This is a genomic window from Rhodococcus sp. GA1, assembly GCF_024321955.1.
GTDB lineage: Bacteria > Actinomycetota > Actinomycetes > Mycobacteriales > Mycobacteriaceae > Rhodococcus > Rhodococcus pyridinivorans.
This window is the reverse complement of the sequence record NZ_CP097186.1, coordinates 3,646,666-3,659,649: the sequence shown is the minus strand read 5'-3', so window position 1 is coordinate 3,659,649 and position 12,984 is coordinate 3,646,666. Positions and strand designations below refer to the sequence as shown.

The 12,984-nt window shown below is 69.2% G+C and carries 13 protein-coding genes and 1 pseudogene; 4 read left to right on the top strand and 10 right to left on the bottom strand.

What is annotated here, in order from left to right; all coding sequences use genetic code 11:
* Nucleotides 1-102: 102 nt before the first annotated feature.
* Nucleotides 103-849, bottom strand: coding sequence for a phosphoglyceromutase (locus M3330_RS17295; protein WP_019291191.1), 747 nt, complete (start codon nt 847-849; stop codon nt 103-105).
* A gap of 145 nt (nt 850-994) precedes the next feature.
* Complete coding sequence (locus M3330_RS17290) at nt 995-1,231, bottom strand: hypothetical protein (protein ID WP_255029078.1); 237 nt, start codon at nt 1,229-1,231, stop codon at nt 995-997.
* On the opposite strand from M3330_RS17290, the pseudogene M3330_RS17285 reads away from it, so the two are divergent.
* Together M3330_RS17285 and M3330_RS17280 are read left to right on the top strand one after the other, a co-directional pair.
* A pseudogene (locus M3330_RS17285) lies at nt 1,208-1,282 on the top strand (hypothetical protein); the annotation flags it as partial. The gene M3330_RS17290 and the pseudogene M3330_RS17285 sit on opposite strands and share 24 nt — an antisense overlap.
* A gap of 98 nt (nt 1,283-1,380) precedes the next feature.
* The gene (locus M3330_RS17280; protein WP_313906254.1) at nt 1,381-1,722 is read left to right on the top strand and encodes an FAD-dependent oxidoreductase; all 342 of its coding nucleotides are present in this window, start codon (nt 1,381-1,383) and stop codon (nt 1,720-1,722) included.
* Between the two features lie 122 nt (nt 1,723-1,844).
* Here the strand turns inward: M3330_RS17280 and M3330_RS17275 are convergent, their stop codons facing one another.
* The 6 genes from M3330_RS17275 to M3330_RS17250 all read right to left on the bottom strand — a co-directional run bounded on the left by M3330_RS17275 (nt 1,845) and on the right by M3330_RS17250 (nt 8,572).
* Complete coding sequence (locus M3330_RS17275; protein WP_024101736.1) at nt 1,845-3,431, bottom strand: AMP-binding protein; 1,587 nt, start codon at nt 3,429-3,431, stop codon at nt 1,845-1,847.
* A 248-nt stretch (nt 3,432-3,679) separates the two neighbouring features.
* Nucleotides 3,680-4,009 (bottom strand): transglycosylase family protein, encoded by a 330-nt coding sequence (locus tag M3330_RS17270; RefSeq protein ID WP_006552360.1) that lies wholly within the window; start codon nt 4,007-4,009, stop codon nt 3,680-3,682.
* 444 nt (nt 4,010-4,453) lie between these two features.
* Nucleotides 4,454-5,008 carry a YbjN domain-containing protein gene (locus M3330_RS17265; RefSeq protein ID WP_019291186.1) on the bottom strand — a complete coding sequence of 185 codons (555 nt, stop codon included), beginning with the start codon at nt 5,006-5,008 and terminating at the stop codon, nt 4,454-4,456.
* Entirely contained in the window at nt 5,005-6,339 is a 1,335-nt protein-coding gene (gene mshA / locus M3330_RS17260) for a D-inositol-3-phosphate glycosyltransferase (protein ID WP_024101737.1), read from the bottom strand. The genes M3330_RS17265 and mshA overlap by 4 nt, the downstream gene beginning before the upstream one ends.
* A complete protein-coding gene (locus tag M3330_RS17255) occupies nt 6,336-7,238 on the bottom strand; it encodes an alpha/beta fold hydrolase (protein WP_024101738.1) in 903 nt (300 codons plus the stop codon). The genes mshA and M3330_RS17255 overlap by 4 nt, the downstream gene beginning before the upstream one ends.
* A 5-nt stretch (nt 7,239-7,243) precedes the next feature.
* Nucleotides 7,244-8,572 carry an MFS transporter gene (locus tag M3330_RS17250; protein ID WP_242411742.1) on the bottom strand — a complete coding sequence of 443 codons (1,329 nt, stop codon included), beginning with the start codon at nt 8,570-8,572 and terminating at the stop codon, nt 7,244-7,246.
* Between the two features lie 51 nt (nt 8,573-8,623).
* Here M3330_RS17250 and M3330_RS17245 point away from each other — a divergent pair, with 51 nt between their 5' ends.
* Nucleotides 8,624-9,718 (top strand): tocopherol cyclase family protein, encoded by a 1,095-nt coding sequence (locus M3330_RS17245; RefSeq protein ID WP_024101740.1) that lies wholly within the window; start codon nt 8,624-8,626, stop codon nt 9,716-9,718.
* Nucleotides 9,719-9,733: 15 nt separating this feature from the next.
* On the opposite strand, the gene M3330_RS17240 is transcribed toward M3330_RS17245, so the two are convergent.
* Nucleotides 9,734-10,933, bottom strand: coding sequence for an ROK family transcriptional regulator (locus tag M3330_RS17240; protein WP_235367137.1), 1,200 nt, complete (start codon nt 10,931-10,933; stop codon nt 9,734-9,736).
* Nucleotides 10,934-11,341: 408 nt separating this feature from the next.
* Nucleotides 11,342-12,019: a TetR/AcrR family transcriptional regulator gene (locus tag M3330_RS17235; RefSeq protein WP_024101742.1), complete on the bottom strand. Its 678-nt coding sequence runs from the start codon at nt 12,017-12,019 to the stop codon at nt 11,342-11,344.
* A gap of 83 nt (nt 12,020-12,102) precedes the next feature.
* On the opposite strand from M3330_RS17235, the gene M3330_RS17230 reads away from it, so the two are divergent.
* Nucleotides 12,103-12,852 (top strand): SDR family NAD(P)-dependent oxidoreductase, encoded by a 750-nt coding sequence (locus tag M3330_RS17230; RefSeq protein WP_006552368.1) that lies wholly within the window; start codon nt 12,103-12,105, stop codon nt 12,850-12,852.
* Nucleotides 12,853-12,984: the final 132 nt, after the last annotated feature.

Here is a 12,984-nt window from a genome sequence, read left to right as displayed (position 1 = left end):
CCTTTGTTCGCCCAGAACGGACCACTCTGCGACGGACCTGCACGAACGAACCGACCCCGTCACCGAACGGCAACGGGGTCGGATCTCGCTTCCGTGAGGCTGCTACTTGGCGCCCTGGTTCGCGACCGCCGCCGCACCGGCAGCTGCGGCCTCGGGGTCGAGATAGGTGCCACCCGGGTTCAGCGGGCGCAGGTTCTCGTCGAGGTCGTAGCGCAGCGGGATGCCCGTCGGAATGTTCAGGCCCGCGATGTCGTCGTCGGAGATCCCGTCGAGGTGCTTGACGAGCGCGCGCAACGAGTTGCCGTGCGCGGTGACGAGCACGGTCTTGCCCGCGAGCAGGTCCTGGGAGATCGTCGACTCCCAGTACGGGATCAAACGGGCGACGACGTCCTTCAGGCACTCCGTGAGGGGAACCTCGTCGACGTCGGCGTAGCGCGGGTCGGCGTCCTGGCTGTACTTCGAACCCGGCTCGATCGGCGGCGGCGGGGTGTCGTAGCTGCGACGCCACAGCATGAACTGCTCCTCGCCGAACTCGTCCTTGATCTCGGACTTGTTCTTGCCCTGGAGCGCGCCGTAGTGGCGTTCGTTGAGACGCCAGTCGCGGATGACGGGGATCCAGTGCCGGTCGGCGGCGTCGAGCGCGAAGTTGGCGGTGCTGATCGCGCGGCGCAGCAGGGAGGTGTAGGAGACGTCGGGAAGCACATTGTGCTCGGCGAGGAGGGCACCGGCCCGCTTGCCCTCGGCGATCCCCTTGTCGGTCAGATGCACGTCCACCCAGCCGGTGAACAGGTTCATCGCATTCCATTCGCTCTCGCCGTGGCGGAGCAGAACAAGTGTTCCGATAGTCATGACCCAATCCTGACATGCACGGATGGGGATTTCGCCACGGGCGCCCCCGATCGTGGGCCATATCTGACAATGTACGTTGCCAGGAACGCGGGAGTCGGCGCCGCGCACCACAGTTCGTCGTCACCGACACACACGGGATTCGATGTCACACCGGGGTCCGCAGCCACACCGGGGTCCGCAGCCCGACGGACGCATGTCCCGCCGCACCGTCCTCACCGCCCTCGGCGCGCTCGGCGCGCTCGGCGCGCTCGGCGCGCTCGGGGCCGCAGCCCTGCCGGTCACGGCGGGCGCACAGCCGAGCCGCCGCGCACCGGCGGTGCACTCCGGCGGACGCCGGGTCGCGATCCTCGGCGGCGGGATGGCCGGACCGGCCGCCGCGCACGAGTTGATCGGACGCGGCTTCGAGGTCACCGTCTTCGAGCCGACCGCGCTCGGCGGCAAGGCGCGCAGCATCCCCTCCCCCGGCACCGCGGCAGGCGGCCGCCTCGATCTGCCCGGGACGGGCGCGATCGACGAGAACGACATCGCCTCGTGGTTCCTCGATCCCGGCGTGAAGTGGGGAGCCGGTGGCGTCACCAACGACACCCGCTGCTCATCAACACCGCGGGGTCGCTCGCGAACCGGCCCGAGGCACACACCGCGATCCCGAACCTGTTCCTCGCGGGCGACTACGTCCGCAACGACATCGACCTCGCGACGATGGAGAGCGCGAACGAATCGGCGCGGGTGGCGGTGGGTGCGTTGCTCCAGACTGCGGGCTCCCCCGCCGCACCGCCGGCACTGTACAAGTTGCACGAACCGCCCGAACTGGAACCCTTGCGGCGCATCAACGCCGACCGGTACCGAGCGGGACAACCGCACATGCTCGCCTGATCGGGCAGGGTCCTCCACGGCCCGAGAGGTCGAGGCCCGGCGGTTCCGTAGCAGGGGCCGGACAGCGGCATCCCCGGGAGACACACGATCTCCCGGGGATCCACACGTCGCCGGTGCGCCCGTCAGGCGTTCAGGGCGCGCAGATCCTTCCGAAGAATCTTGCCCGCAGAGGATTTCGGCACCGTGTCGATGAACTCGACCTGGCGGACCTTCTTGTGCGGCGCGACCCGCGCGGCCACGAAGTCGATGACCTCGTCCTCGTCGATCGTCGAATCCGGCTGCCGGACGACGAAGGCCTTCGGGACCTCCTCGCCCTCGTCGTCGCGGACGCCGATCACCGCGGCGTCGGCGATCTGCGGGTGCGTGAGCAGCAGAGCCTCGAGCTCGGCCGGCGGCACCTGGTAGCCCTTGTACTTGATGAGTTCCTTGAGCCTGTCGACGATCCGGACGGCACCTTTCCCGTCGACCGTGGCGATGTCGCCGGTGTGGAGGAAGCCGTCATCGTCGAGGGTGTCGGCCGTGGCCTCGGGATTGCCGAGATAACCGACCATGACGTTCGGCCCCTTGCACCACAGTTCGCCGGGCGCCGAAACGCCGTCGCCGGTGGGATATTCGACTTCCTCACCGGTCGCGGGATCGACGATCTTACATTCCATGTTCGCGATCGTCGGACCCACCGAATCGAGTTCGGTCTCGTTGTCCTCGAAGGGAATTGCGTGCGACACGGGCGACATCTCCGACATGCCGTATCCCTGCCGGACGTTGCAGCCCAGGCGCTTCACGACGGATCCGGCGAGTTCCTTGTCGAGCGGTGCGGCACCGGAGAAGACCGTGTGCACGCTCGACAGGTCGTACTGGTCGACGAGGGGGTGCTTGGCGAGCGCGACCGCGACCGGCGGCGCGATGAACACGTACGTGCACTTGTGTTCCGAGATGTAGGTGAGGAAGTCGACGAGGTCGAACTTCGGCATCGTCACCAGCGACGCGCGGTTGTACAGCGCGGCGTTCAGCAGCACCGTCATGCCGTAGATGTGGAAGAACGGCAGCAGTGCGAGCACGCGGTCGTCGGCGGCGATACCCATCCGCGGGGTGATCTGGCAGACGTTCGCGACGAGATTACGGTGCGTGAGCATCACGCCCTTGGGCCGGCCGGTCGTGCCCGAGGAATACGGCAGTACCGCGAGGTGGGTGGCCGGATCGAATTCGACCGCGGGAGCCGGTGACCCCTCGGTGAGCACGTCGCGCAGGGACGGATGGCCCTCGGCCCCGTCGAGCACGAAGAGCAGCTCATCGGGGATCCCGGCGGCCGCGGCGGCCTCCTTCGCCTGCGGCAGGAACGGGGACACCGTGAACAGTGCCACGGCCCCCGAGTCGTCGAGCTGCTTCGAGATCTCCCCGGCCGTGTAGAGAGCGTTGATCGTGGTCGCGGTGGCGCCGGACCTCAGGATGCCGTGGAAGACCGAGGCGAAGGCCGGCACGTTGGGTGCGAGCAGCCCGACGACCTTCCCCACACCGATGCCCCGGGCGGCCAGCGCTCCGGCGACGGCGTCGATGTGGGCCACGAGCGTGCGGTAGTCCGTCACCGTGCCGGACGCGCCGTCGATCAGCGCGGGTCGATCGAGCTCGGACTCGTCGAGCGAACCGAACAGGAAGTCGTAGACACTCGATGCCGGGATGTCCACGTCGGGAAAGGGACTGCGGAAACTCATTACTCATCCTCCGAGGATTCTGCTGGCACGCCGTGCCGACTTTCGGTCGAGTTCACACTACCGCAGCGGCTATGAAGCCCGTCACACACGCTGTGTGGGGATTGCGAGGATACCGTTCCCGGCGCGATTCCCCTGCCGGAAAGCACGAACCCCGCGTGCGACGGATCGCACGCGGGGTTTGTGAAGCTGCTGGAGCTGCACTCACGATGGCGTGTGAGCTGCGCTCGCTACCCCGGAGGGCGCTGCGGTCAGAGGTACTGACCGCAGACCGGCCATGCACCGACGCCCTGTCCGGCGAGGACGTTCTCGGCGACGCGGATCTGTTCCTCGCGCGACGCGTTGTTCGCGGTTCCCGAGCCACCGTAGGCCTCCCAGGTGCTCTGCGAGAACTGCAGACCGCCGTAGTAGCCGTTACCGGTGTTGATCGCCCAGTTACCACCGCTCTCGCACTGTGCGACGGCATCCCAGTTACCGGATGCGGCATTGGCGGTACCGGCACCCAGAGCGAACGGGGTCGCAACGAGTGCAGTGGAGGCAGCGAGGGTGCCCAGGGCGCGCTTGATCGTGAACTTTGCCATGTGGATGATTCCTTTCCGGCTGCTTGCGAGGCCCCCGACGCAACGGGTCCGCCACATGTGGGCTGGACGGTCGGTGCCGGCAACGCGGTGCGGTGCTGGCGCACGCCCGGTCGCTCTCTCGCTCCACCCCTCGGCAGATTGTGGATCCGACAATCCCGCGGGGGTGGAACGAGCGGCTGCGGGGCCGGTGTGTAAAGCCCGTCGGTATCGGGCCTACATCGACGGTAAGGGTTCATCACGGCGAGGTCACGGTTCGATTTTCCGGTACGGCTGTGCGAGAAACCGGACCGGCGATCGACAAAACCCCAGGTCGCTTCGTGGGAACGCACCGTTTCCCGGACGTTTTCAGCGGATTTCGATTGTGGGAATGGTCACACCATACGGCCGTGCAGACCTCTCCAACCGGACATGTTCACGGGGAGATAACGGTGTCCGGCAACGCCGTCACCCGTTCGCTTCGCGCCGATCCCCGGGTTCGTCGTCGTCCACATCGGGCTCGAACGGCGTGCCGGTCTCCTCCTCGATGAGGTGACGGAACGGCTCGAGATTGCGCAACGGTTCGCCCCGCGAGACCCGCCACTCCCATTCGCGCTTGATGGACGTGATGAACCCGATACCGAGGATGATGTTGAAGTCGTGGTCCGCCGCCTCGAGGACCTGCCCGAGGACCGCGTCGATCTCCTCGGGGGTCAACGCGTGCGCGGCGATGCGTCCCACCAGATAGATGTCGCCGACCTTGTCGAGCGTGTACGCCACGCCGTACAGGCGACGGTTGCGACGCAGCAGGTAGCGGTACACCGATTCGAAGTTCTCGTCCGGCTTGCGGCACACGAACGCCTCGACCCGCACACCGTGCTGTCCGACGCTGAGCAGCGTGGTCGTCTTGAGCTTCTTCTCGCCCGGGAGCTCGACGACGAAGTGCCCGCCCTCCTTGACGGAGAACTCGAGCTCGCGATCGCGCAGCGTGGATTCGATCAGTTCGATGAGCCGGTCGCTCATGCCGTGACTCCCCTCGTCCGTCGCAACTTCCACACTCCACGCTGCCGTCGCAGCGAATGCTCACCGGTACCGAAGGTGCGGTTGCGGCGCATCCCGGCCCGCCGATAGCTGTCGAGCAGTCCTTCCGCGGTGTGTTCCCACGAGAAGGACTCCGCATGCACGGGCGCGGTCGCCGCGAACCGGGCGAGACGATCCGGATCGCCGACGAGCGAACGCAACGCCGTCGCCCAGTCGTCGATGCGGTGCCCGTCGACGAGCATGCCGGTCTCCCCGTCGCGCACGGCGACGCCGAGACCCCCGACGTTCGCGGCCAGCACGGGCGTGCCGCAAGCCTGCGCCTCGATTGCGACGAGACCGAAGGACTCCGAATAGCTCGGCACCGCAACGAGATCCGAAGCCCGGTAGACCTGGACGAGACGGTCCGGCGGCTGCGGCGGGAGGAAGGTGACCCGCGACGCTATGCCCAGTGCGGACGCGAGTTCGATGAGCGCGTCGGGGCGCTCGAGACCCGTTCCCGAGGGACCTCCCACCACGAGGACCCGCAGCGGCATGCCGGGATCGTCGGCGAGTGCCCGCGCAGCGGCCTCGAGCAGCACGTCGGGGGCCTTGAGCGGCTGGATGCGGCCCACGAACGCCACGACGGTCTCGCGCGGGTCGAGTCCGAGTTCGGCGCGGGCGGCCGCGCGGTCGCCGGGCCGGTAGCGGTTCAGGTCGGCGCCCGGTGCGACGACGTCGATCTTCGCGGGATCGGCCCCGTAGATGCGTTCGAGCTGCCCCGCTTCGTCGGCGGTGTTGGCCACCAGGCGGTCGGACTCCGCGACGACCTGCTGTTCCCCGATCTGCCGGGCTGCGGGTTCGGGGGTGTCGCCCTCGGCGAGCGAGGCGTTCTTCACCGCGGCGAGCGTGTGGGCGGTGTGCACGAGCGGCACACCCCAGCGGTCGCGGGCGAGCCAGCCGACCTGCCCCGACAACCAGTAGTGCGAGTGCACCAGGTCGTAGTAGCCCTGCGGGTGCCGTGCCTCCTCGCGCAGCACGCCGGCGGCGAAAGCGCACAGCTGCGTCGGCAGGTCGTGTTTGTCGAGGCCTTCGAAGGGGCCGGCCTCGATGTTGCGGACGAGCACCCCGGGCGCGGCCTGCTGGACGGCCGGATCGGCCGACGAGGTCGCGCGGGTGAAGATCTCGACTTCGACGCCGCGACGCGCGAGCTCGACGGCGGTCTGCAGGACGTACACGTTCATACCGCCTGCGTCCCCGGTTCCGGGCTGCGCCAGCGGCGAGGTGTGGACCGAGATCACGGCCACGCGGTGCGGGCGGCTGGGCTGGGACGTCACCCCTCCATACTGCCCTGCTGCCGATCTTCGCGTGTCGCCGCCTCCGCCGTCGCGGTGCGAGCGAACTCTCCGACCTCCGACACGAACCGGTGGGGATCTTCGACGAACGGACCGTGGTCGACGCCCTCCCAGATCGAGGTCGTGGCGCGTCGCAGCAGCGACGCCGCGTGGTGCGCCGCGGAGACGTCGACGACCGAGTCGGCGTCGCCGTGCAGGAGGAGAACCGGCACGTCCAGGTCGGCGAGCAGGTCGTCGTTGCCCACCGCCCGGTCGAACAGCGCCGCACGGACGCGGGGCGGGGTGCACAGGCTCGCACCGAACAAGGCCTGCGACACCGCGCCCTTGCCTTCGAGGAGAGCGCTGCCCTCGACGACGGGACCGGTGAGGGCGTTACCGAAGGAGCCGAGCGCGCGCACCGCTTCCTTCGGGTCCTCCGACATCGCGGCGGGGATCGCGGCACGCATCGAGGCACCGACGCGTCCGCCCTTCTCGCCACGGCCGATGCTCGTGATGGCACCCACGAGGACCAGGCCGGCGACGGCTCCCGCGCCGCGTTCGGCGAGATAGTCGCAGATCACCAGGCCGCCGTACGACCAACCGAGCAGCACCGCCGGGTTCGTCTCGGAGACGTTCTCGGCGGCGAGCACCGCGGCGAGGTCGCCGGCCCACAGACTGCGATCGGCGTATCCGGTCTCGGGAGCCTGCGAATAACCGTGTCCGCGCAGGTCGACGGCGACGACACGGAAGTCGCGGGCGAGTGCGTCGAGGACCCCGTCGCCCCAGCACCGCGACGACTGCGCCCACCCGTGGAGCAGCACCAGAACCGGTGCCGTCTCGGAGCCGAATGTGCGATAGACGAGGGAGGTGCCGTCGATACCGGCCACTTCACGAACTGCCATGCGCGTCACTCTAACCGTGCTTGCACATGGATCCCGCCGGCACAGGTGACCGCGAGGATGCCCGCGGCGACCGCCACGAGATATCCGGTGCCGGCATCGGTCCGGTCGATGACCTGTCCCACCAGCGCCGAACCTGCGGCGACGCCGACGCCGAGACCCGCGACCGTCCACGTGATGCTCTCGGTGAGCCGGTCGGGCGGCACGATCTGCTGCGTCAGCGACGTCGCCACGATCATGATGGGCGAGATCGCGCATCCGGCAACGAAGTACAGCACCGTGAGCATCGGCACCGAACCGGCGAGCAGCAACGGGCACAGCAGGACGGCGAGAGTGCCGGTGGCGACGAACAACTGGCGGGTCGGAGCACTCGATCCCACCCGGCTACCGAAGATCAGGCCGCTCATCGCCGAACCCGTCGCGAACAGTGCGAGCGCGAAGGTGGCCGAGCCCGGAGAGTTCTGTTCGGCCGTGAACGCGACGGCTGCGACATCGATCACGCCGAAGACCACACCCATCGCGACCATCACCACGACGATCGACAGGAGGACGGGCATGCGCAGGATGTTCGTCCGCGCACGGTCGTCGGTGTGCGGTTGCACGGGAGGCTCCGTGCTGCGCAGCGCCGCAAGGGCAAGGGTGCCGACGAGCAGCAGGACCGCGCCGAGCAGCGGGCCGGCCTCGGGGAAGACCGCCACGCTCAGGCCCACCGACAGGACGGGGCCGACGATGAAGCACACCTCGTCGACCACCGCTTCGAGCGCGAAGGCGGTGCGCAGTCGCGGGGTGCCGCCGTAGAGCTGTGTCCACCGCGCCCGCACCATCGCGCCGATCGTGGGCATGAGTCCCGCCGGGATCCCGCAGACGAACAGCCACACCGTGGGCACCTCGAACCGGACGCCCGCGAGCATCGCGAGGGTGGCGACCGCACTGACGGCCGCCGCCGTGGGCAGGACCCGTCGCTGGCCGTACCGGTCGACCGCGCGGGAGACGAGCGGGGTGAGCACGGCGTACGACAGCGCGAACACCGCGGACAGTGCGCCCCCGACCGCATAGTTCCCCTCGAGCTGGGAGAACATCGTGACGATGCCGATCCCGACCATCGCGATCGGCAGTCGCGCCACGAATCCCGCCAGGCAGAACGCGGCTGCACCCGGCGCTGCGAACAACTCGCGGTACGAGCCGCCCTTCTCTCCTGTCACGTACTTCTCGCGTTCTCTTCGGTCCGATCCGGTCCGGTCAACGTTATGGCCGACCGACCACGCGAGGTGAAGGTACCTCCCCCGCGTCCGCACATCGCTGCCCGATTCCGCACGTTCCGTGACGGGAACGGCCATGCTGGGTACATCCGGAGAACGGACAGGACGGATCCACGGAACGGAGCGGGCATGGCGGTGCACGAACGACACGGACGGCTCTCACCGAAGGATCTCTCTCCGAGGAGTCTGTGGACCCGCTACCGCGCGTCGGGAGCGGATCTGCCCTTCGGGAATCCGCTCGCCGCGCACGGCGTCGCGATGGAGGGTTACTTCTGGCGCTTCACCCAGCCCGGAACCGGCCGCGTCGTCATCGCTCTGTGCGGGGTAAACCGTGCGGACGACTCGGGAGGGCCCGGCTCGCACTGGGCGACGCTCGGTCTGGCCGCCCATCCCGGGGGTTTCCTGCGCACCGCCGCGCATCCGGTGGCCGCTTCCGATCCCGATCGGCTCGGCGCATCGGCCGGCGACGTCTTCTGCGGCGACAGCGAACGCGTGTGGATGGATCTCGGCGACGACGCCCGTCTCGACATCCGGTTGTCGGATCTGTGGCTCTGGCCGCGACGCCGCTTCGGCGCGTCGAGCGTGTTCCATTCCGTCCCCGGTCTCAACCAGTACTGGCATTCCTGGCTGCTCGGCGGCCGGGTGGAAGGGCACGCGATCCTCGGCGACGAGAAGTGGGATCTGACCGGCGCCCAGGTCTACGGCGAGAAGAACTGGGGCAAGGGCGGTTTCCCCGAGTCGTGGTGGTGGGGTCAGGCGCAGGGATTCGCCGACCCGCAGGCGTGTGTGGCGTTCGCAGGCGGGCAGGTGCATTCGGGTCCGCTGCACACGGAGGTCACGGCGGTCGTCGTCGCACTACCCGACGGGCGCATCGTGCGGCTGGGCAATCCCGTCACATCCCCGGTCCGGGCGACGGTCACCGACGAGAGCTGGCACCTGCGCGGCCGCAATGCCCGCTGGAGCGTGGAGATCTCGGGAAGTTCACCCCTCGGAGCGGCACACGTCCTGCCGGTCCCCGTGCCCGCGGAACGACGGAACGTCGCCGGTTCGATCGAACATCTCGGCGGTCGCATGACCGTGACGGTCCACGAACGGGGGAAACTGGTGTGGGCCGACGAATCGCACTCGGCCGCACTCGAACACGGCGGGCTGGACCGGGCCCGGGCGGAACTCGACCGGCGGGGCGCCGCTGCGGACGCGACGGACGCCCCACCGAGCGTGTGAATCCGACGGGATCGCTCAGAGTTCGGTGCGCTTCATCGCCGCGATCGGATCCGAGAACAACGAGCTGAGCGAGACGACACCCGCGGCGTGGGCCTGCACCCGGTTGCCGAAGCCGGTGATGCGGATGTCCTTGCGCGGCAGGGTGGTCGACGCGGCGAACGCGCGGGCGACGTGCGGAACCGCGGCCGGGTACTCGGTGAAGGCCTGTCCGCCGAGAATCACACGGTCGGGATTGAACAGGTCGCGCAGCATTCCGACGGTGCGGCCGAGCACGGTGGCCCGCTCGACGAGCAGACCGTGGGCGGCCTCGGAACCGCCGCGCGCGAGGCGGTAGAGCGACTGAATGGTGTTGTCGCCGTCGGCGAGGATGCCCTCGGCCACCGCGCGCTGCACGACCGCCCGATCGCTCACCGTCGCCTCGAGGCAACCCGTGCCGCCGCACGAGCACCGGGTCGACGAACCGGTGGGGAAATGCGTCACCGAACCCGGACCGCCGGCAGGGGTGTGCACCTTGCCCTCGAAAGTGATTGCCACACCGGCCGTCTCACGAACGTAGAAGTACAGGCCGGTGCCCTTGGCCTCGGGGGCGTCGCGATCGGGGGTGAGGAGCAGTTCGGAGGCGGCCATCGCCTCGACGTGCGCGGCCACCGAGACCGGAAGCCCCATACCGCCACCGACGATCGCGCCGACCCGGGCGTCGACCCAGCCGAGTCGCGGGTGCGTGACGACGGCGGTGTTCGAGTCCACCCGCCCGCCGAGTGCGACGCCGACCCACAACGGGGCGCGGCGGTGCCACCGTCCGACGAAGGCCTTGGCGCTCGCGGTGATCGACGCGAGCGCGGCGTCCTGGTCGCCGGTCGGCGTGGGGACCTCGACGGCGCCGATGATGCGACCGCGCAGGTCGCTGGCGACGATGCCGGTGGTGACGGCACCGATGTGAATGCCGACCGTCAGGTACCGCTCGTGGTCGACCTCGACGGGAACACGCGGCCGGCCGACCGCGCCGGGTTCGGTCAGGTCGGCGCGCTCACGCAGCAGACCTGCCGAGAGCAGGGCCGACACCTGACGATTGACGGTGGCGATGCTCGCACCGGTGACCTTGGCGATCACGTCGCGCGAGACGGGGCCACGGTTGGCGGCGACACGGAAGACCGACGCCCCGGTGCCGTCGGCGATACGCAGGTCCGGCGGAACGATCCTGACGGGGCTCGACACACGGGAGGTGCGGGGACGGACGACCGTCGCACGCGTGGATCCACGGACGGCGGAACCGGCGGCGCGACGGGGCGCGGACGACCGCGAGGGAAGGGAAACGGACGGCGAGAGAGTGGGAACCGACACGGCGCTGATCCTTGGCTGCTGATCCGGACGTGATGACCGGAGAACGGGCGGGAGACGATCGACGCACCGAGACCCCGACGTGGAGAACATGATCGGAGACGGACCCGCACAACGAGGGCGGGATCGGTGCGGAGTTACTTTCCGCAGCAGCGACAACAGAGTTCGCGCGCCAGAGGCAGCCGTGATCCCAGCGCGGCGGTCACATAGGTGACCCGCGGTGCGGAGGCGTGGCCGACTGACATGTCGCTCAAACTATCGCCCGAACCGCGTCGTGTCCAATCCTCACCGATCCGGTGGGAAATCTTCCTGCACGTCCCCGCGTGCGTCCGCGGTCTCCGCCGACACCGGGGCGAGCAGCAACGCCTCCCACGCGTCGACGAGTGCGGCGAGTTCTGCCGTGGTGGGTGATTCGCCTGCACGGTGACACCGCGCCAGCGCACCGACGGTGCCGGAGTAGACCAGCCGCAGACGCTGCCCGGCGATATCGTCGGGCAACGGCCCGAGCAGGGTCCGTAGCGCGGTGTCGGACCGGCGGCCGCTCTCGGTTCCCGTCGGTCCGGTGACGCGGAAGCACTCGGCGAACCGGTCGTGGTTCGACAGCCGGTCGAGGAAGGCGACGTAGTGGTTGTTGCGGCCGAGCGTGCCGGCCAGGGGGCGGATGATCACCCACAGCAGGTCGCGGACCGAGAGGGTCTCCCGCGTCCGCAGCATCTCGGCGAGGAGCGCTTCCCGCTGGGAGTGCAGGGCGAGCAACCGGTGGGAGAAGACCGCCTCGAGCAACCCCTCCTTGGTGCCGAAGTAGTAACCGACCACCGACGAGTTGTGCTGTCCGGCGGCCTTGCGGATGTCGGCGAGGGTGACCCCGTCGTATCCACTGCGGGCGAAGAGTCGCTCAGCGGCTTCGACGAGCCGGATCCGGGTCTGTTCGCCCGAACTGTATCGACCGCGGGTGGTGGTCATACGCCGCAGGGTAGCCGCACGGAAAGGACTTCGCAGGCCGGGACGTGCGGCGGCATCCGGTGCCCGACACTACGATTGCCCCCATGAGCATCTCTCCCGATTCCCGCGTCGCCGTCGTCACCGGAGCCTCCTCCGGAATCGGCGAGGCGACCGCCCGCACGCTCGCCGCACAGGGCTTCCACGTCGTGGTGGGCGCACGCCGCCTCGACCGCCTGCAGAAGCTCGCCGACGAGATCGGCGGTACCGCGCTCGAGCTCGACGTCACCGACGAGGATTCGGTCGACGCTTTCACCACGGTGCTGCCGCGGGTCGACGTGCTGGTCAACAACGCCGGTGGCGCCAAGGGACTCGCACCGGTGGCCGAGGCCGTCGAGGACGACTGGCGCTGGATGTGGGAGACCAACGTCATCGGCACCATGCGCATCACCAAGGCGCTGATCCCCAAGCTCATCGCCTCGGGCGACGGCCTGATCGTCACCATCACCTCGGTCGCGGCCTTCGAGGCCTACGACAACGGCGCCGGCTACACCTCGGCGAAGCACGCGCAGGCCGTGCTGCACCGCACGCTGCGCGGCGAACTGCTCGGACAGCCCGTCCGCCTCACCGAAGTCGCGCCGGGCGCGGTCGAGACCGAGTTCTCGCTGGTGCGCTTCGAGGGCGACAAGGATCGGGCCGACAAGGTGTACGAGGGCATCACCCCGCTCGTCGCCCAGGACATCGCCGACATCATCGGCTTCGTCGCGTCGCGGCCGTCGCATGTCAACCTCGACCAGATCATCGTCAAGCCGCGCGACCAGGCCAATGCCGGCCGGTTCCACCGCGTCACCGACTGACCCACCGCGGTGGTGGGCGCGGCGAGGCTGTCGCACCCACCCCCGTCGGTACTGTCACGGTCACCGTGGGTGGGCGGGAGCTGGTCCTCGATCCCGCCACCGCCTTCGGGGTGTTCGACCGGGGGCGACGGG

Coding starts and splice junctions, on each gene's coding strand:
- M3330_RS17265 (WP_019291186.1), bottom strand. CDS start 5,008: ATGAGCGACCGGCTCATCGAACTGATCGAATCCACGCTGCGCGATCGC.
- M3330_RS17295 (WP_019291191.1), bottom strand. CDS start 849: ATGACTATCGGAACACTTGTTCTGCTCCGCCACGGCGAGAGCGAATGG.
- M3330_RS17235 (WP_024101742.1), bottom strand. CDS start 12,019: ATGACCACCACCCGCGGTCGATACAGTTCGGGCGAACAGACCCGGATC.
- M3330_RS17245 (WP_024101740.1), top strand. CDS start 8,624: ATGGCGGTGCACGAACGACACGGACGGCTCTCACCGAAGGATCTCTCT.
- M3330_RS17250 (WP_242411742.1), bottom strand. CDS start 8,572: ATGGCCGTTCCCGTCACGGAACGTGCGGAATCGGGCAGCGATGTGCGG.
- M3330_RS17230 (WP_006552368.1), top strand. CDS start 12,103: ATGAGCATCTCTCCCGATTCCCGCGTCGCCGTCGTCACCGGAGCCTCC.
- M3330_RS17255 (WP_024101738.1), bottom strand. CDS start 7,238: ATGGCAGTTCGTGAAGTGGCCGGTATCGACGGCACCTCCCTCGTCTAT.
- M3330_RS17270 (WP_006552360.1), bottom strand. CDS start 4,009: ATGGCAAAGTTCACGATCAAGCGCGCCCTGGGCACCCTCGCTGCCTCC.
- M3330_RS17275 (WP_024101736.1), bottom strand. CDS start 3,431: ATGAGTTTCCGCAGTCCCTTTCCCGACGTGGACATCCCGGCATCGAGT.